Raw genomic sequence first — 17,146 nt, 5'->3', positions numbered from 1 at the left:
TGCCGTCGAGATGGGAACGAAGACAACATCGTCTTGACTGCGGCCAGCCGCTCCAATCCCCTTTTTGTCCAGCACACCAATGATGGTAAAGGGCACGTCGCCAATCCGGAATATTCTTCCGACTGCCGGACGCGAGTCGTAGAGTTCCATAGGAATGACTGTCCCTACGATGGCGACCTTGGCACCGGAATTGATCTCGGCACTGTTGAAGGAGCGGCCATCCAATATCGTCCATTCACGAGCGACTAGGTAATCGGGTGTGATTCCGGCAACTAACGTCCTCCAGTTTCTGTCAGTTCGCCTGACGGCATGGCCGCTAAAGAACTGCCGGAAGCCATTGTCGGGACCAGCTTCGCACAAGCGGGCATTGGGATAGTGGGATCGATTCTAGGTTAAAGGAGATTCTGCAATGCCTATCGCGGGGCAAAAGCTGGCCTTTGTCTTGGCCTCGTCCAATCATGGAACGATGATAGTCAATCGATTCGACTATCGCATGGTCAGTCCTGACCGCGGCTACGGCGTGGGGTTTCAGATCCTCGAAACGGCCGCTTTCGATCCAGGCGAAGTCAGGGCCGCTCTCGAATTGTTGGCGTTGCGACGGCGGTACCACGGTGACGGGGTGATCGCCATTGACTGTGGCGCGAATATCGGCGTGCACACGATCGAATGGGCCTCGTCGATGACGGGCTGGGGTTCGGTGATTGCGATCGAAGCCCAGGAACGGATCTACTATGCGCTGGCGGGCAACATTGCCATCAACAACTGCTTCAATGCGTTAGCGGTGCATGCTGCCGTTTCCTCCGAATCCGGCACGATGCAAATTCCAAATCCAAACTATTTTACGCCTTCCAGCTTCGGCAGCCTGGAATTGCGGCAGCGTCCGGGTAACGAATTTATAGGTCAGTCGATCAACTATACCGACAACACCGTCCCTGTACAAAAAATGACGCTGGACGAGCTCAACTTGCCTCGAGTGGATTTCATCAAGATTGATATCGAGGGAATGGAGATGGAGGCCCTTGCGGGTGCTCGGGAGACAATCAAAAAGTATCGCCCGATGCTGTTCATCGAAAAAATCAAGACGGATAACCGGCAACTTGAGCATTGGCTACGGGACAACGGCTATCAGTCCTTGGCTCTCGGCATCAATATTCTCGCAGTACATCAAAGCGATGAGAGTTCGAAGGATATCAACGGACTTCAAGGCGCCGGCCAGCATGCTGAAGCACGCAGCTTTGCGGAAGCAAATGTCTAGAGCATCATCCGGACCCGAAGGGGCGCGTTAGCGCAAAGTGTGAAGCGGTTTTCCCTCGCGACAAACGTGGAACGCGTTTGCGCGGAGGTCATGCTCAAACAAGCGACCTGAGCGCGATGACGATTCATCCTAATCTCATCGCGCTTTAGTCTGCGCCGATCGTCCTTTTTTTCGCCGGGCTCCAGCCAGCAATGACTTTGCGCAGTTCGGTGCGCACCTGCTCGACAACTCCCGACCATTCGCGCGGCGCGTTTTGCCTGAACAGCCTCATTGACCGATACCACGGGCTGTCGTCGCGGTTGAGCAGCCAGCGCCAATCCGGGCTGAATGGCACCATCGTCCAGACGGGGACGCCCAGCGCGCCGGCAAGGTGAACGACGCTGGTGTCGACCGAGATCACCAGATCGAGGCAGCAAACCAGCGCCGCTGTTTCGCTGAAATCCGTAAGATGTTCCGTTAAGTCTACGATGTCACAACGTTCGCGGAGAAAGGCCTGATCCTGATCCCGGACGCCTTTTTGCAGGCTGACGAACTGGACGTCGCAATCCAGGAGAGGAGCAAGCGTGCGCAGTGCCATCGATCGATTGTGATCGTTCTTGTGAACCGGATTCCCCGACCAGACAAGTCCGACGCGCAAGCGATTGCGGGGGCCAATCCGGTCTTCAAGCCGGTCTTCCCAGGCCTTCACGCGCGCCGCCGCAGGCGCAGGAAGGTACGCTTGCGCGAACGGGATCGTATCGAGCCGCGTCCCGAACGCCAGCGGCAGGCTTCCAAGAGGACAGTGCAGGTCGAACGACAGCGACGTTGTAGACGATCGGACGGTACACGTTGCGACGCCGGGCACCCCAGCCAGGAGCCGCTGGATTGGCGGCTGGACCTCCAGGATGAGTTGAGCCCCGAGCGCGGCCACCATGGGCACATAGCGCGCAAACTGAATTGCATCGCCCAATCCCTCGTCGGCATGAAGCAATATGGTCTTGCCTTCGAGCGGTTGGTCACCAAGCCAAAGGGATTGGGGAAAACCGCGATCGGGCAAACCGAAAGAAGGAATTCTCCAACGCGCTTCGCGCCCAAGCCAGCCTCGCTCAAAATCTCCGGTCAGCAGCTGAAGCGTCGCCAAATTAAAGGCCGCCGGCGCATGATTTGGGTCGACCGCCAAGGATCTGTGAGAGGTCGCGAAGGCTTCATCCAGCAATTGCAGATTCAACAATAGGAATGCTTTATTGGAAAGCGCTGCGGCAAAATCCGGTCGAAGTTCAAGCGCCCGTTCGATGCTAGCAAATGCCTGCTCCATCCGGCCAAGTCTCGAATGAAGCGAGCCGAGGTTGTTGTGCGTTTCCGCCAGGCCGGAGTCCAGCGCGATGGACTTCTCGTAGTCGGCCTCCGCTTCCTCGAACCGGTTCGTCTCTTGGAGGCAAACGCCGCGCATTTGATACAGAGCTGCGGAATTTGGATTCAATTTCACGGCTGCGTTGAAGCAGTCCAGGGCTTCCGCATGCCGGCCGAGATCAAGCAGCAGCAGCGCGAGATTCCGGATCGTGTCCGCATTGCCCGGGTCGATCGCCAGCGATTTGTGAAGGACCACGAGAGCTTCATCCCGCAATTGCAGGTTCCTCAACGCCCGTGCCTTTTCGTTAAGCGCTGCGGAAAAATCAGGACGAAGTTCGAGCGCGCGATCGAGGCTCGCTAATGCCTGCTCCATCCGGCCAAATCTTGAATGAAGCGTGCCAAGGTTTTTGTGCGTCTCCGCCTCGCCGGGGTTCAGCGCAATGGACCTCTCGAAGTCGGCCTGCGCTTCCTCGAACCGGCCCAACCGTTGGAGGCAAAGGCCGCGCGTTTGATACAGAGGTGCGATATTTGGATTGAGCCTATCGAATGCGTTGAAGCATTCCAGGGCTTCGGCATACCGGCCGAGATTGAACAGCAATTGGCCCTGTTTCGCGGCCTCCAAACTTTGTTTCGCGGCCTCCAAATTTTGCGGTGCGACCTTTTGGGATTGTTCCGCCGCGGCCCGGCACTCTTGACGATTCATAAGCTGACCAGAAAAAAGTGGACAACGTCAGATTGCTCGCCGCCTCTCAGTCACGCGGGAAGGAGGTGTCCGTCGCACTTGCCTTCTCGTTCCATCAGTTCGCATTGAGCTGTGCTGGCGGAGTCCACCCACCGAGCGCGGCCGTAGCGTCCCATGAAGTCGTTTATGGTGCGAAGCTGGCGCGAGGCTGGCGCGGCCTGCACCTTCCATATCCTCATCTGCCCTTGCCAGGGAACGGAGCTGACGTCAGGAAGCTCCGCTGTGGTCTAGTTCTCGAAGGATTTGATCGCGGTGCGCAACGAATTGCGTTTGCGTGCAGAGGAATGTTTCCAAGAGAGCGCGGGCCAAGGTTGTGTCATGCCCATGATGCTCAAGGTCCTCGATACGCTGTTCTTGGTCGAAAACATTCTGCTCGCCACGCAACAGGTGGCGCTCAGCTTGTTCAAGATGTTGAAGTTGCCGGGACCGATCCATCTCGCTCTCCTCGCTATAGGCGGGAGCGCGCTCGGTCTCTCAGCCACCGACGCCTACGGGCAGAGCCTTGGCCGGTGATGGTGATCAAACTAGCACAGCCGGGGTTGGTCCAAAATTAAACATTAGGCGCGCGGCCACCTCACCCCCGGTGTGGCAGCCTTAATGGAAGAAGCGCTTGCCCAATTTCCTGACGATTTCCCCGAGATCGTTCGCGTACTCCTCAACAACCCGGCGCGCTTCCTCCGTGCGCGACGGCTTCGGTGTTGGCTCATGTGCTTCCGGGCATGATCTTTCGGTCGGTGTCATGGTTCGACGGTCGGACAGAGGCAAACTGCCACCCTTGAGCTAGATCAAGGTTGCTTTCGCATGGTGACGCCCTTTTGGCGGGCTCATGTAGGTCCTCAGGCTCGGGTCCTCTGGGCCGCGTCGAAAAAGCGGGGGACGCGCGACCGCATCTATCGAGGATATCTGATGCGCCAAAATTGCTGGTTGCAGTTGTAGGAGAGCGGTGCGCCGTCACATCGGCTCTATCTCTCCCGGCCTCCAACTCTTGTCGAACCATGCTTCGAGCGGCCCGTACAGGCGGAGCAGGGTGCTCCAGCCCTTGCCGGGGACCGTCCGGACCCAGTTGTTTTCCTTTCCGGCTGGAGCCTTCGGACCGAAGTAGACATCGACTGACCCATCCGCATTCACCAGTAGTCCTTTGGTGAGGCTACCAACAGCAGGGAATTCTTGATCCGTCTGCAGCATCGAGCGTGTCTGATTGTCGTACACCGTGAACGACCAGAAATCTTTGGCGGGAACTGGTGAAGTCATGTGTATCTTATAAGTCTTCGCTCCATCGAGGGGATCGCCCTTGGCATCTACGAAAGCGCCGGCATACTGTGAGCCTTCTCCAACCATCTTCTCTGTCATCGCCGGTGTAATGCCCGTGGCGTAGAAGAAGAACATGGCCTTCGCGTCCAGATTGACGGCGCCATTCTGCTCGAACTTGTAATTTCCGCCGATGAACACGGTCATCCAGGCGCTGTTCGGATAGAAGTACGCGTCCTTTATTCTGGCCCGAGTAGGGACAGCCGCTGCCATGTCGGCTGCCTACGGGAAACCGGACGCCCGCGGTCGTCATCAGGCTATTTTGCTGCTTTTGACCCGAAAGGGACATAGCGTGCCAATTTTGATAGGCTAATCTGGTTCTTGGTAAGGACGAGGGGATCGACATCGTGGGTGCGTGGCGTGTTGTAGCTTCAGCAGGAGGATCGTTATGAACTCTGATGAGCGTCGACAGGCTATTGAACTGGAAATTCGCAACTTTGGAGCCGCCGCCGCCCGCAAGGATTATTTGGGTGTGGCTGGCATCTTTACCGAAGATGCCAAGGTTCTGCCGCCGGGTGCGGCGATCGTTTCGGGAAGGAAGGCGATAGAAGAATTTTGGCGCGCGGCACTCGAGCGGAGCGACCCCACATTCAAGACCACTGAGCTCGAGGTCGTCGGTGACACTGCCTACGAGATTGGCGAAACCGACACCGGGCAAGCAAAGGCAAAATACCTTGTTGTCTGGCTCAGATGCCCGGATGGCCGGTGGCGTCTGCATCGCGACATCTGGAACAACATGCCGGCGAGCTAGAGTCGCACGGAATATCAGCGCGATCGTCGATACTCTTGGTCCGGAAATGGCCCATTTCGAAGCTGCGGACGTCGCCGGCGAACGTCCGATTGTCGAGCAAAAGCAGATGACGTACCGGACGACTTTCTGTTGTCAGAGAAACGTACGAGCAAGCCGTCTCACACGGCCAACTATCTGATCGTCATTTGCGCGAATTCGTCCGCGTTCGACGACGTTCGTTCACATCCGTCGTAGAATTTCTGTGGCAAAAATAGCCGTAACGCCGCTCTCAGTCCGACAAGTATTTATTTGAATTTGTTGTGGTGAGCCCGGCACGACTCGAATCTGCAACCAGACTGTTATGAGCGGCCGGCTCAAACCATTGAGCTACAGGCCCGCCGCGAGGCGGCCGCGGGACGCGGACCGCAACGGTGCGCGGTTCGTTTACGGGGGATTACAGTGCACTCAATCGACAATGAGTGCGTCCGTTGCCGCGCCAGGCGAAGTGGTACAATTGACAGGGGATGACGATGCTAGCCAAGCGGGCCATGCCCGCGGTGATGGGTACCAAGGCGAGTCGGGCAAATTGAATGCACTGTCATCGTAACTCAACGTCGCGAATGCGCGGGCGGTGCGGTTGCCAACGCAGCGGTGTACGACTATTTTTTGACGGAGGCTTTCCCAAACGTTCTTGCGAATGGCCGCACGTTCATGCCAAAATTCCTTCGCATCGGGGTCCATCAGTCGAACGTTTCCGGATACACGTCGAAGGCGTGGTGTGTTCGGCGCGTTGGCTCGGCGGTTTTCCTGAAGTGGGGCGCCGTGGAAGTCCATGGTGCCGGAGACGGGCGGAAGGTTTACTGGACGGTTGCGCCGAGGGAGAAAACAGTTCGTTGCGGTACGGCGCAGCGTGCCCAGGACTATGCAAAAGCCGCGATCGCGCGGCGCCGCAGCCATCGCTACGAATCGCTAGCCGGACCGATTGCGCTCCGGCGCCGATCCGTCGAGCGCGGCACCGAGCTCAAACAGGCGCTCGCCACGATCCTGATCGTCGATATCGTCCGCTCCACCGAAAAAGCTGCAAAGCTCGGCGATGCGCGCTGGACAAAGGTGATGGGCCACTATTACGCAGCCGTGCGCAAAGAGCTGAAAACCTCGCGCGGAAAGGAAGTCGTGACGACGGGGGACGGCGTGCTGGCGACGTTCAAGGCGCCGGCTGCCGGGGTCACTTGCGCGACAGCGATCCAAAAGGCCGTGCGCACGCTCGGGCTCGAGATCAGGGTAGGGCTGCATGTGGGCGAGTACACGGTGAGCGGGGGCGAAATGGTCGGTCTCGCCTTTCACATCGGCACGCGCATCGCCGCGAAAGCGCGCGCCGGCGAAGTCCTGGTCTCGAGCGCGGTCAAGAACCTGCTCGTGTCGCACGCGCAAATCCGCTTCAGGGATCACGGCGTTCACCAGCTCAAAGGCGTGCCCGAGCGATGGCGGCTGTACCGGGTCGAGGATTAAAGGGGCCTACGGGAGGGGGCGCTTCAGTTGCGGTGACAGTCCTGGACTGGACTGCACCCCTTAAGTGAGACACGATAATTCCTGTGACAGTGCGGTTGCCACGACGTTATCGTATCTTGTTTTGCGCGAACGCGGTTTCGAACTCAAGAGGCGATTGGTATCCAAGCGCCGAGTGCAAGCGCTCCTTGTTGTAGACATCTGCGATGAAGCTATCGATCCGGCGGCGGGCGTCGCCGAGGTCGGCAAATGCCTTTCCGTTGACCTCTTCGGCCTTGAGCGTCTTCATGAAGCTTTCGGCCTTGGCGTTGTCGAAGGGATTGCCGGGCCTGCTCATGCTGATGGTGATGTCGCGATCGGCCAATCGCTGGCGATAGGCGATGGAGGCGTATTGCACGCCGCGATCGGAGTGGTGGATCAGGCTGCCGGGTTGCGGCTTACGGGCCTGGAGAGCGATATCGAGCGCGGCGATCGCGAGCGAGGCATCGAGTGTGTTCTCGAAAGCCCAGCCGACGGCCTTGCGCGAGAAGGCGTCGAGGATGACAGCGAGATAGGCGAAGGTTCTGGCGAGATGCACATAGGTGATGTCGGCGACCCAGATTTGATCGGGCGCGGACGGCACCAGGCCCCGCACCAGATTGGGGACGACGAGAACGCGCCCTGGTCGCTCCGCAGGTGGCTTCAGGAACGGCGCCTTGCGCTGCGCGAGAAGATTGTCCTCGCGCATAAGCCTCAGAACCTTCTTGGCATTTACGACCATGCCTTGGCGCCGGAGGGTGGCTGCCACGCGTCGATAGCCGTAGAAAGGATGCTTGAGGCAAATACGCTGGAGCTGGTCGCGCAGCTCGCACTCGGCCGTCGCACGATTGCGCCTGTTGAGATGCCGGTAGTACGTCGCGCGCGGCAGGCCCGCCAGATAGCAGAGGCGCTGCACGTCGGCGTGAGAATTGGTCGTCTCCGACGTCATGGCTTGGATGACTTCGACGATGCGGATGCGGGTTTGCCTTGCGCTGCCGGCCGCTCCAATGCGCGCAAGGCTTTCCGAAAAAAATCGATATCCATCTGCTGGCGGCCCACCAGCCGCTCGAGCTCGGCGATGCGGGCATTCGCACGCGTGAGCGCAGAACGCTTGTCGTCATACGTCGGTACAGGCTTGAGCTTCCGGGGACCAGGCTTGGGTCCGGGCTTGCGGTTTAGTCCCTCCGGCCCATGCGCTTTCCACGCCTTGATCCAGTCGTGCAGAATCTTGCGTGATATCCCAAGTTCGCGAGCCACAGGCAGAACGCCTTCGCCCCGCTCAACCCGCCTGATCGCCTTCAATTTGTAGGCCGTCGGAAACTGACGGTTCTTTCCTCTTCCTGCCACAGGTCATCCTCAAAATGCCTGTCACAGGAATTATCGTGTCTCACTTAAGGGGTGCAGTCCAGGACTGTCACCGTAATACCAATGCCGAGCATCAAGCTTTCTTCGATATAGGATGAGGTGTTTCTCGTTGAAACCGTCATCGCACTTGCACTCAGCGCGTTGCGCTCACCAAATAGAAGGGCAAATGGCCAAAATACATAGAGTATTGCGCCGCAGAGAATCAGGGCCATTCCTCTGCCCGTCGCAAAAATAGAGACGTTCAACCGTTGCGGGAAGGAGGAAATTCGTGCAAAATCGCTAGCCTAATCACCGGCTTTTTGGGGGAGCGAGTACAGGAGCGAGGCGATGACTGAAAATGTCTGGATCGCACTCATTGTTGCTATTGCTGCCGTAATTGTCGTGTTCGCCGTTCGACGGCGGCTGACTAAGGCGGACATCCAATCCGGAAGTCTTACAGCGTCGCTAACGGCCCAAACTCCCAGCAATACCGCCACACCAGGGGTAAGCAACAACACGTTGTTGGGACGCAACGAAGTGGAGACCGTTGAAGGCGGCACCGTTGCGGAAAATGCGCTGCTCGGTGCGAACAAGGTAAAAGTTCAAGAACGTAGAAGTCCGCGCGAGCCAAGTCCGCCGTCAGCATGACCGCGCAAGCACGAGGCATGATTGGCATTCCGCTTGCTGATCATCGATCTCCGCGTGATGCTTTCGAGCGCCTGATCGCGCCGTCCTCTCCGGTCCGAATCCTTCTGCTTCATGGTCCCATGCAGGGAGCCGGAAAAACTCGTTTGCTCGATCATTGTTTTGCAAAGCTGGCGGCCGGTGTCGATTATGTGCGCATCGACTTGAAGGATCCTCCTCATCCAGCGGACGAGCTGTTGCAGGTCGCTTGGTTAAAAATGGGCGACAGCCTAGCTCGTCTAGCACAGGCTCGGCGCGATCAGGCGAGTCCGCTGGTTCAGGTAATGAACAATCGGATGATCGGCATGAACACGATATCGGTTGAGTACAGTCCCGATGCGGAGACGGATCGCGCGAGATTGGTCGAGGCGTTTTTCGAAGATGCCCTTGCATTCAAAAGGCCGTTTTTAATCGCAATCGATTCCCATGATTATGGCTCGAAGGCGGCGAAAGACTGGATAAAAGGATTGTTGCTCCCCCGTGCTGCGCTGCTGAACGCGATTCGGGTTGTCATCGCGGGCCGCACCGTTCCGGACCTTTCGGGCAAGTGGAGCGCATGCTGCGGTCCGGTGCAGATACTGTCGCCCGTAACAGACCCCAGCGATTGGAAACTGCTCATCAATGAGATGGGACGCCGCGTGGACAGTGCCGATCCGGACGGCGCGCTTGCGGCGGTGTGTAGCTGCGTCTCGAACGCAGAGCAACTCATGAACTGGATCGAACTCAAATTGCCGCACGCGATGCAGCTGACATGATCGATGAACTGCTTCAGGCGCTCTCGGTGGCTAAGGATAGCGACGAGCGGGCATGGGTTTTCTTGCACGCCAATATCCAGGAGCTGGACTCAACCATTCAAGACTTTCTATTCATCGCCGCCATCCCAGATCGTCTTGATGCGCCGTTTCTTGCAGCGCTGGCGATGCAGTCGACCAAAGATGCGGAACATAGGCTGCAAAGGATCGAGGAGCTTGGCTTTGCCAGCAAGGACCGATTTGGCCAGCATCGCTTGTCCGATGAAACCCGTCGGGTACTACTTACGCGCCTGCGCCAGGCAGACCCGGCGCGTTTTAGACTCTTGAACGAACGCGCCGCTGCCTACTTGGCGTCTCTGGATCATGACGATGCCGGCCGGTACGCTGCGTTTCTCTGTCACTCCATGTTGGCTTCAAGCTTGGGAAGAGCTTCCGACGTCTTACTCATTCGCGAGACATTTTCCCATTGGGGGGGCGGTGCCAATTTTGCAACCAATGTCGCGCAAGCGTACCCAAAGCTGCTTGCCGAGCACGTCAACGCTGGGCGGCTTATCGGGCCCGTGCCGACCACCACGGAGCTTTGGAAGGTTATGCTCAATCGTACAACCGGGGCTCGTATTGCACTCGCTCTTGAAGGCAATGGGGCGTTGTGCGCCTATCACGCAGGCGTTTACGAAGCATTGCACGAGGCCGGAATCGAACCAGAGTGGATCGCTGGAGAATCTATGGGGGCGATGGTCGGTGCCGTTATCGCCGGAAATCCGATTGAACGGCGCATCGACGCGCTAAGGGCACTGTGGGCTACATTCGCCCAGCACTCGTGGCCGTCGACACAACTTTTTCCCTGGCCGATTGGCGATTGGCTGGGCGCGGCCTACGGTGTGCCCGGCCTCTACTCGCCAAGCCTACCAGGCCCCTTGGCTGGCGGCACGGCGTTTTATGATCTGTCGCCGGCACGAGCCACACTTGAGCGGTATATTGACTTCGACCGACTAAACGATCGCGAGATCCGCTTTGCGGCTGGTGCTGTGAATGCTGCGACCGGCAATTTCACATACTTCGACAACGCCTATATGCGCATCGGCCCCGAACACGTCCTCGCAAGCATGGCACTCCCGCCTGGCTTTCCGGCCATACAAATCGATGGTCAGTCTTATTGGGGCGCTGCGCTTGTTTCCAGCACTGCGCTGCAGCACGTTTTAGACGGCTTCGGAGATCGTGCGCTTGTCGTGTTTCAGCCCTACTTGCTCGCGGTCTCGGATCGACTTCCGCGCTCCTTGCACGAGGTCAATGCCAAGCAACGTGCAATCAGTTTGACAAGTAGGGCTCGTTTTATTGCTGACTATTACGCCAATATGCAGTGGATGCGACGCAAACTAAGACATGTGCTCGAACGGCTTCCCGAGGATGCCCGAACGCAGGAGGAAAAGGACCTCCTTAATGGACTTGTTTCTCAGCCGCGCGTTAGTCTGGTAAATCTGGTCTACCGTCGGCAGGACGACGATGTCGTATTTGCGCCTCACAATTTTTCGCAGAATGCGATCGCTGAGCACTGGGCGCGTGGACGATCGGATACGGAGCGGGCCCTCGGCCGCGATGTGCTCACACCTAAACCGGAGGGAGATGGTGGAATTGCGATCTACGACACTGACATGCGGCACGCCCCCAACGCTCAATAGTGCGATTCGTGTCATGAGTCAGATATGGATCGTCTGGCCAGATGTAGAGACCGAATCAAAGTCCTGCATGTTGCGGCGCGCCTCCAATAGCAAAATACGGCGTCATCCGTAATGGGTTGAACGGTGCAGCGGACCCCCGCTACTATCTGTGATCCACACGTTCCGGCTTTCTCAAATCACTTCCAGACCTTCCCGCCCAATCCTAGCCTGCGTTCGTTGCGTTTTGGCAGGGGTGTTTCTGAGATTACGGTGACACCCATTAGCCGGTCGGTCGTCAAGGGCGCAGCGCATTTTTTTTGGCAGCGCTAGCTGCCAATTTCTTCATTCGTCGCTTTCAGCTGCGGTGCTCGAACCGCACCCGTTTCTTCGATTGATGGCTGCGTCCGTATCGCGGATCGCGCCAGACACCCATCGGGATCAAGCATCGGGCCCAAAATGAGGCCTGCGCCCTGGCGGCATGGCCGCCCCAGAAGAACGTTGGTACCGCCCCGTATCCAAAAGAGTTTCACAGAACCGTGGCTGCCGGCGAGCCGGCGCCAATCTCCGGATGGCTTACGGTTCGGGCGATCCGCTGTCACCGCGGCTGGTGACGGCGATCCGGCGTCCAATTCAGTGCTGCTGGTTGTCGCCCCAGTCACCGTACGTGGCTCGCCGGATCGTCGTCGTCCGTCAGGCAAAGCAGCGCGTTACCTCGAACGGCTTGCCCTCCTTCAGGATATGATAGCTGGCGCGCGCCAGCTTGTGTGCCAACGCCTTGGTGGCGACGACGTTGTTGGTCCTGGCCTTCTTGCGTTCATGGAAGCGTTTGGCTTCGGGGCAAAAGCGCCTGGCAAAGTTCGCCGCCTCGACGAATGCCCAGGCAAGATACTTGTTGCCGTTCTTGACGTTGCCTTCGCCTTTCTTCTTCCGGTTGCTGGTATGCACGCTGTCGACGCAGCGAGCGTAGGACGCGAAGTTGCCGACGTCGGCGAACCGGTCGATCGGACCTGCTTCCAGAAGAATGACGGTGGCAAGCGTCTGGCCGATCCCTGGCACGCTGGTCAATAAGCGGTATTGCGGCCGGGGCCTGACGCGTTCTTGCAGGCGCTTCTCCAGAACATCGATCTGTGACTGCAATGTCGCGATCACCGCGACGTTCGCCTTGATTGCCAAGCTTACGTCCGCCGCCAGTGGCAAGCTGTCGATCGTATCGTCGGTCAGCCGTTTGATCTGATTGCTGGTCATCCGCCCACCGAACTGCCTGGCCATGATGTTTTCGACCGCGAGGATATGTGTCGTGCACGATTGCACCAGCTGCATGCGCTTGCGTGCCAGATCGCGCAGCGCGCGGTGTCCCCTCGGTAGAATCGTTCCCGTCGGCAGGATGCCCAGTCGCAAGAGATGGGCCAGATGCTGCGCATCGGTCTCGTCGCCGCTGTGCTTGAGGCCTTCGTATTGCTTGATCGCAGCGGTGTTGGCGAGATACACGTGCATCCCTGCGTCTTGCAAGCCATCGACCAGCCAATACCAGTTGTAGGTCGATTCGACGACGACGCCGGCCAACTGGTCTTGCCATCGGGCCAGAAAGCCGACGATCTTCGTGATGTCGTTTGCCAAGCGCTTCTGCGCCACGACCCGGTCGGCATCGTCGATAACAGCGACAACGCTGTTGTTGGAATGCAGATCAATCCCGCCGTACATCATCTTCGCCTCCTCGTGGCCTAAAGTGAATCGATGATTGCGAACTCACTTTAGCTCCACCGCCTTCTTGCTAGCGAAGGCCGGCTAGATGATCTTCAGTGAATAAGAATCCTCAGGCTGAACCGGCGGTCCTCCGCGACGCGTTTCGCCGAGCGTTGCCGGGGGCACTATCACCAAAACTACGAAGCTTTGTGGCGTCAGTCCGACTTCGCTTCCGCTTCGCTCCAGCTACGCCCGGACACGCTTCGCCCTTCGGCCCTCGCGTGGCTGCGCCACGCGAAGCCCGAAGGGCGAAGCGTGGTGGGCCCGGCAGGACTCGAACCTGCAACCAGACCGTTATGAGCGGCCGGCTCTAACCATTGAGCTACAGGCCCCGCCGCGAGGCGGCCGCGACAGGTGCGGCCGGCAACGGTGCGTGGTCCGTTTACAAGGCTTGAGCCAAGGGTGCAATGCCGGCCCCGCGGGCGCGGGGCAACCGCCGGAGCGATGTGTTGGTTGGTCTGCCGAGACGGGCCAATGATACGATTGTGCCGGTGATTTGCCCGACGTGTCAAGTTGTTTTCGGAAAAGGCGTAAGATGTCGCGCTGCCCCCTTGGCTACTTTGCATGGGGTTGTTTTCCAGTTTTTGATTCTTGCGGGTCTCGGCCGTCGGCGGGGCTCGCCGGGATGGCCTCCTCTCAATCCACCGAGACCCCCGCGAACTCGACCACCTTGCGCCATTTCTCGGTCTCGTCGGTGACCAGCTTGCCGAATTCGGCTGATGTCATTGGCCTCGGGATGCCGCCGGTCTCGGCGAGCCGTGCCACCAGCTTGGGGTCCTTCAGCGCCTCGCCGACGGCCTTGTTGAGGAGATCGACGATCTCGCCCGGCGTGCCCTTGGGCGCCGAGATGCCGTAGAAGCCGACCGATTCAAATCCCGGAACGGTCTCGGCGATGGCGGGCACATCGGGCACGCTCGGCCAGCGTTTTGGCGAGGTGACGCCGAGCGCGCGGACATTGCCGCCGCGCGCCTGCTCCAGCGCGGAGGGCAGGTTGTCGAAGATCAGCTGCACCTTGTTGGAGATGATGTCGGGGAAGGCGATCGCAGATCCCCGATAGGGCACATGCACCATGTCGCATTTGGTCATCGCCTTGAACAGCTCCGCCGACATGTGCACCGAGGTGCCGTTGCCGGAGGACGCATAGGAGATCTGGCCGGGATTGGCCTTGCAGTAGTCGATGAACTCCTGGACGGTCTTCACCGGCATGGCGTTGGAGACGACCAGCATGTTGGTGAGCTGCATGATGCTCGCGACCGGCGTCGTGTCGCGCAGGAAGTCGAACGGCAGCTTCTTGTACAGCGAGGTCGAGATCGCGTTGTTGGGCGCGACGAACAGCAGCGTATAGCCGTCGGGCGCAGAGTTGATCGCGGCGGCGGCCGCGATGTTGCCGCCGCTTCCGGTACGGTTCTCGACGATGAACTGCTGGCCGAAACGATCCGACAGCCACTGCGCCATGATCCGCGCCACGATGTCGACGGGGCCGCCGGCAGCAAAGCCGATCAGCCAGTGCACGGGGCGGTTCGGGTAGTCGGCGGCGGAGGCGGGGGGTGAAACGCCGGCGAGGGCGGAAAGAAAGGCAAGACCGAAAAGACCGCGACGCAAAACACCCAACATGACGCCTCCCATTGCTTTATTGTCGTTGCCGCCATGCTTCCATAAATTCGTGTCGCTGCCTACATCGTCGCTAGTCTAGTGTTGACTGTTGACGCAGTGCGCCGAGGAGCCCTCATGAAACTTCATTCGCTGATCATGCTGGGCGTGGCGCTGTTTGCAGGCGCAGCCTCAGCGCAAAACCGAGAGGATGGAGACAAGGCCATCTCGAAAATGACAATCAGCCTCGGCACCGCGACGCCTGGCGGCGGCTTCCCGCTCTATGGCAATGCGTTCGCGGAAGTGATGAATGCGGCCGATCCCTCGCTCGCGATCGCTCCGCGCAACACCAAGGGCAGCAACGAGAACATTCCGCTGCTGGAGAAGGGCGAGCTCGATCTCGCGCTCGTCGCCGGCGAGCCGGCCTATGAGGCCTTCGCCGGCATTGGCCGCGCGAAGGTAGCGCTGAAAATTCTCACGGCGATCTATTCCAATCCCGGCATGTTCGTGGTGCGGGCGGACAGCCCCTACAAAACCATCCGCGATCTCGTCGGCCAGCCCGTGGCGTTCGGCGCGAGGGGCTCCGGCCTGCCAATTCTCGCGCGCTATGTGCTCGACGGCCTCGCCCTCAAACAGGACGAGGACTTCAAGGCGATCTATCTCGACCGCGCCGGCGACGGCCCCGCGCTGGTCGAAGACGGCCGCGTCGCTGCGCTCTGGGGCGCCGGCATCGGCTGGCCCGGCTTCGCCGCGGTCGCATCGAGCGCATCCGGCGCGCGTTTCATTGCGCCCGATAGTGATGAGATCGCGCGCATCCGCGCAAAGCATTCCTTCCTGAAGCCTCTGACGGTGCCGGCCGGCTCCTATCCGAAGCAGACCGAGCCGATCGCCTCGCTCGGCTCCTGGAGCTTCGTGCTCACGCGCGAGGACCTGCCCGACGATGTCGCGTATCGCTTGGCGAAGACGCTGCACGGCGTCGAAGCCGTGTTCTGCAAGAAGCTCGCGCAGGCCTGCGAGACCACGGCCGCGAACACCGTCGCGGCCGCACTGAGGCCGGAATTGATTCATCCCGGCGTGATGAAATATTTCCGCGAGATCGGCGTGGTGAAATGACCGTCGCTCAAGGCGACGGTCATCCCGGGGCGCGCGAAGCACGAACCCGGGATCTCGAGATTCCGGGCTCGATGCTTCGCATCGCCCCGGAATGACTGCTACGCCGTCACTTCTTCACCATCGCGCACGCCGGATCGGGCGGGCCGAACGCCTGATCGCCGGAGATCGTCGCGAGGATCTTGTAATAGTCCCAGGGATATTTGCTCTCCTCGGGTGACTTGACCTGCACCAGCCAGAGGTCGTGCACCATCAGATTGTCCTCGCGCAGCTTGCCGTTGCGGGCGAAGAAATCCTCGATCGGCTTTTCCCGCATCTTGGCTGCGACCTTGAGCGGATCGTCGGTGCCGGTCTCCTTGATGGCGTTGAGATAGTGCATCACGGACGAATAGACGCCGGCCTGCCACATCGTCGGCATCCGGTTCATCTTGGCGAAATAGCGCTTTGCCCAGTCGCGGGTCTTGTCGTCCATGTCCCAATAGAACGAGGTCGTCAGCAACAGCCCCTGCGCGGCCTGAAGGCCGAGGCCGTGGATGTCCGTGATCAGCGCGAGCAGCGCCGCCATCTGCTGGCCGCCCTTGAACACGCCGAACTCGGCGCCGGTCTTGATCTCGTTCATGTTGTTCGGGGGCCCTGCGGCAATGCCGATGATCTTGGCCTTCGAGGCCTGCGCCTGGAGCACGAAGGAGGACAGGTCAGGCGTCGCTAAGGGCGGCCGCACCGAGCCCAGCACCTTGCCGCCGCTGGCGGTCACGACCGAGGATGCATCGCGCTCCAGAGAGTGTCCGAAAGCGTAGTCGTCGGTGATGAAGAACCAGCTGTCGCCGCCGCGCTTGACCACCGCCTGGGCGGTGCCGACCGCGAGCGCGCGGGTGTCGAACACCCACTGGATGGCGTAGGGCGAGCAGAATTTGCCGTGGAAATCGGCAGTCCCGGTCGAATGGGCGATGAACAGCTTCTTCTTCTCGTTGGCGATGTTTTGCACCGCCAATCCCACCGCCGACACCGGGACGTCGACGATGAGGTCGACCTGTTCGACGTCGTACCAGCGCCGTGCCAGCGCCGCGCCGATATCGGCCTTGAGCTGGTGATCGCCGACCACCACGCTGATCGGCTTGCCGAGCACCTTGCCGCCAAAATCGTCGATCGCCATCTGCGCCGCCGTCACCGAACCCTGGCCGGTCGGCGTCGATGCCGGGCCGTTCATGTCGGTAAGCACGCCGATCTTGACGACGTCGTCGGACACCTGCGCCGAGGCGGTGCCCGACAGCAGCGTCACGGCTGCGATTGCGGCCACGACGGACAGTCCTGTTCTGCCTGGAGTCACGCTATTCCTCCCCTCATGCAGCTCGTTGGCCGCTGTTCGCTTGATTGCGG

16 protein-coding genes, 2 tRNA genes and 1 pseudogene are annotated in these 17,146 nt (G+C 59.6%); 8 read left to right on the top strand and 11 right to left on the bottom strand.

What is annotated here, in order from left to right:
• Positions 1–6: 6 nt before the first annotated feature.
• Positions 7–360: pseudogene (locus NLN62_RS07355) on the bottom strand (ABC transporter permease); the annotation flags it as partial.
• A gap of 49 nt (positions 361–409) precedes the next feature.
• Between NLN62_RS07355 and NLN62_RS07350 the strand changes: the two are divergent.
• Positions 410–1,255 carry an FkbM family methyltransferase gene (locus NLN62_RS07350; protein WP_027526261.1) on the top strand — a complete coding sequence of 282 codons (846 nt, stop codon included), beginning with the start codon at positions 410–412 and terminating at the stop codon, positions 1,253–1,255.
• A gap of 145 nt (positions 1,256–1,400) precedes the next feature.
• Here NLN62_RS07350 and NLN62_RS07345 read toward each other — a convergent pair whose 3' ends face one another.
• Positions 1,401–3,287 (bottom strand): tetratricopeptide repeat protein, encoded by a 1,887-nt coding sequence (locus NLN62_RS07345; protein ID WP_254108201.1) that lies wholly within the window; start codon positions 3,285–3,287, stop codon positions 1,401–1,403.
• 357 nt (positions 3,288–3,644) lie between these two features.
• On the opposite strand from NLN62_RS07345, the gene NLN62_RS07340 reads away from it, so the two are divergent.
• Complete coding sequence (locus NLN62_RS07340; protein WP_254108200.1) at positions 3,645–3,839, top strand: hypothetical protein; 195 nt, start codon at positions 3,645–3,647, stop codon at positions 3,837–3,839.
• 438 nt (positions 3,840–4,277) lie between these two features.
• On the opposite strand, the gene NLN62_RS07335 is transcribed toward NLN62_RS07340, so the two are convergent.
• On the bottom strand, positions 4,278–4,781 hold the full coding sequence (locus NLN62_RS07335) for a DUF1214 domain-containing protein (RefSeq protein WP_371932929.1): 504 nt from the start codon (positions 4,779–4,781) through the stop codon (positions 4,278–4,280).
• Positions 4,782–5,022: 241 nt separating this feature from the next.
• Between NLN62_RS07335 and NLN62_RS07330 the strand changes: the two genes are divergently transcribed.
• On the top strand, positions 5,023–5,385 hold the full coding sequence (locus NLN62_RS07330) for a DUF4440 domain-containing protein (RefSeq protein WP_254108199.1): 363 nt from the start codon (positions 5,023–5,025) through the stop codon (positions 5,383–5,385).
• A gap of 300 nt (positions 5,386–5,685) precedes the next feature.
• On the opposite strand, the gene NLN62_RS07325 is transcribed toward NLN62_RS07330, so the two are convergent.
• Positions 5,686–5,761, bottom strand: a tRNA-Ile gene (locus tag NLN62_RS07325).
• 314 nt (positions 5,762–6,075) lie between these two features.
• On the opposite strand from NLN62_RS07325, the gene NLN62_RS07320 reads away from it, so the two are divergent.
• Positions 6,076–6,873: an adenylate/guanylate cyclase domain-containing protein gene (locus tag NLN62_RS07320; RefSeq protein ID WP_254108198.1), complete on the top strand. Its 798-nt coding sequence runs from the start codon at positions 6,076–6,078 to the stop codon at positions 6,871–6,873.
• 106 nt (positions 6,874–6,979) lie between these two features.
• On the opposite strand, the gene NLN62_RS07315 is transcribed toward NLN62_RS07320, so the two are convergent.
• From NLN62_RS07315 to NLN62_RS07305, 3 genes are read right to left on the bottom strand one after another with little or no spacing between them, the layout of a single operon-like run.
• Positions 6,980–7,837, bottom strand: a complete 858-nt coding sequence (locus tag NLN62_RS07315; protein WP_254108197.1) for an IS3 family transposase — start codon at positions 7,835–7,837, stop codon at positions 6,980–6,982.
• Entirely contained in the window at positions 7,834–8,235 is a 402-nt protein-coding gene (locus NLN62_RS07310; protein ID WP_254108196.1) for a helix-turn-helix domain-containing protein, read from the bottom strand. Before NLN62_RS07310 ends, NLN62_RS07315 begins: the two co-directional genes overlap by 4 nt.
• Positions 8,236–8,279: 44 nt before the next feature.
• Complete coding sequence (locus NLN62_RS07305; RefSeq protein ID WP_254108195.1) at positions 8,280–8,465, bottom strand: hypothetical protein; 186 nt, start codon at positions 8,463–8,465, stop codon at positions 8,280–8,282.
• Positions 8,466–8,580: 115 nt separating this feature from the next.
• On the opposite strand from NLN62_RS07305, the gene NLN62_RS07300 reads away from it, so the two are divergent.
• From NLN62_RS07300 to NLN62_RS07290, 3 genes are read left to right on the top strand one after another with little or no spacing between them, the layout of a single operon-like run.
• On the top strand, positions 8,581–8,880 hold the full coding sequence (locus NLN62_RS07300; RefSeq protein WP_254108194.1) for a hypothetical protein: 300 nt from the start codon (positions 8,581–8,583) through the stop codon (positions 8,878–8,880).
• Positions 8,877–9,671, top strand: a complete 795-nt coding sequence (locus tag NLN62_RS07295; RefSeq protein WP_254108193.1) for an ATP-binding protein — start codon at positions 8,877–8,879, stop codon at positions 9,669–9,671. Before NLN62_RS07300 ends, NLN62_RS07295 begins: the two co-directional genes overlap by 4 nt.
• A complete protein-coding gene (locus NLN62_RS07290) occupies positions 9,668–11,347 on the top strand; it encodes a patatin-like phospholipase family protein (protein WP_254108192.1) in 1,680 nt (559 codons plus the stop codon). Before NLN62_RS07295 ends, NLN62_RS07290 begins: the two co-directional genes overlap by 4 nt.
• Positions 11,348–12,016: 669 nt before the next feature.
• Here the strand turns inward: NLN62_RS07290 and NLN62_RS07285 are convergent.
• The 3 genes from NLN62_RS07285 to NLN62_RS07275 all read right to left on the bottom strand — a co-directional run bounded on the left by NLN62_RS07285 (position 12,017) and on the right by NLN62_RS07275 (position 14,683).
• On the bottom strand, positions 12,017–13,030 hold the full coding sequence (locus tag NLN62_RS07285; protein ID WP_254107295.1) for an IS110 family transposase: 1,014 nt from the start codon (positions 13,028–13,030) through the stop codon (positions 12,017–12,019).
• A gap of 295 nt (positions 13,031–13,325) precedes the next feature.
• Positions 13,326–13,401, bottom strand: a tRNA-Ile gene (locus tag NLN62_RS07280).
• Between the two features lie 304 nt (positions 13,402–13,705).
• Positions 13,706–14,683 (bottom strand): tripartite tricarboxylate transporter substrate binding protein, encoded by a 978-nt coding sequence (locus tag NLN62_RS07275; protein ID WP_254108191.1) that lies wholly within the window; start codon positions 14,681–14,683, stop codon positions 13,706–13,708.
• A gap of 114 nt (positions 14,684–14,797) precedes the next feature.
• Between NLN62_RS07275 and NLN62_RS07270 the strand changes: the two genes are divergently transcribed.
• Positions 14,798–15,772 carry a TAXI family TRAP transporter solute-binding subunit gene (locus NLN62_RS07270; protein WP_254108190.1) on the top strand — a complete coding sequence of 325 codons (975 nt, stop codon included), beginning with the start codon at positions 14,798–14,800 and terminating at the stop codon, positions 15,770–15,772.
• A 106-nt stretch (positions 15,773–15,878) separates the two neighbouring features.
• Here the strand turns inward: NLN62_RS07270 and NLN62_RS07265 are convergent, their stop codons facing one another.
• Positions 15,879–17,096, bottom strand: a complete 1,218-nt coding sequence (locus NLN62_RS07265; protein ID WP_254108189.1) for an ABC transporter substrate-binding protein — start codon at positions 17,094–17,096, stop codon at positions 15,879–15,881.
• Positions 17,097–17,146 lie beyond the last annotated feature (50 nt).

Source organism: Bradyrhizobium sp. CCGUVB23 (genome assembly GCF_024199885.1).
Taxonomy (GTDB): Bacteria; Pseudomonadota; Alphaproteobacteria; order Rhizobiales; family Xanthobacteraceae; genus Bradyrhizobium.
This window is presented reverse-complemented; position numbering and strand designations above follow the sequence as displayed.

Excerpts from the sequence above, each read along its gene's own strand:
- NLN62_RS07330 (WP_254108199.1), top strand. The coding sequence starts at position 5,023 with ATGAACTCTGATGAGCGTCGACAGGCTATTGAACTGGAAATTCGCAAC.
- NLN62_RS07345 (WP_254108201.1), bottom strand. The coding sequence starts at position 3,287 with ATGAATCGTCAAGAGTGCCGGGCCGCGGCGGAACAATCCCAAAAGGTC.
- NLN62_RS07270 (WP_254108190.1), top strand. The coding sequence starts at position 14,798 with ATGAAACTTCATTCGCTGATCATGCTGGGCGTGGCGCTGTTTGCAGGC.
- NLN62_RS07340 (WP_254108200.1), top strand. The coding sequence starts at position 3,645 with ATGCCCATGATGCTCAAGGTCCTCGATACGCTGTTCTTGGTCGAAAAC.
- NLN62_RS07275 (WP_254108191.1), bottom strand. The coding sequence starts at position 14,683 with ATGTTGGGTGTTTTGCGTCGCGGTCTTTTCGGTCTTGCCTTTCTTTCC.
- NLN62_RS07320 (WP_254108198.1), top strand. The coding sequence starts at position 6,076 with ATGCCAAAATTCCTTCGCATCGGGGTCCATCAGTCGAACGTTTCCGGA.
- NLN62_RS07300 (WP_254108194.1), top strand. The coding sequence starts at position 8,581 with ATGACTGAAAATGTCTGGATCGCACTCATTGTTGCTATTGCTGCCGTA.
- NLN62_RS07350 (WP_027526261.1), top strand. The coding sequence starts at position 410 with ATGCCTATCGCGGGGCAAAAGCTGGCCTTTGTCTTGGCCTCGTCCAAT.
- NLN62_RS07290 (WP_254108192.1), top strand. The coding sequence starts at position 9,668 with ATGATCGATGAACTGCTTCAGGCGCTCTCGGTGGCTAAGGATAGCGAC.
- NLN62_RS07335 (WP_371932929.1), bottom strand. The coding sequence starts at position 4,781 with ATGACCGTGTTCATCGGCGGAAATTACAAGTTCGAGCAGAATGGCGCC.
- NLN62_RS07295 (WP_254108193.1), top strand. The coding sequence starts at position 8,877 with ATGACCGCGCAAGCACGAGGCATGATTGGCATTCCGCTTGCTGATCAT.
- NLN62_RS07315 (WP_254108197.1), bottom strand. The coding sequence starts at position 7,837 with ATGACGTCGGAGACGACCAATTCTCACGCCGACGTGCAGCGCCTCTGC.
- NLN62_RS07305 (WP_254108195.1), bottom strand. The coding sequence starts at position 8,465 with ATGGCCCTGATTCTCTGCGGCGCAATACTCTATGTATTTTGGCCATTT.
- NLN62_RS07285 (WP_254107295.1), bottom strand. The coding sequence starts at position 13,030 with ATGATGTACGGCGGGATTGATCTGCATTCCAACAACAGCGTTGTCGCT.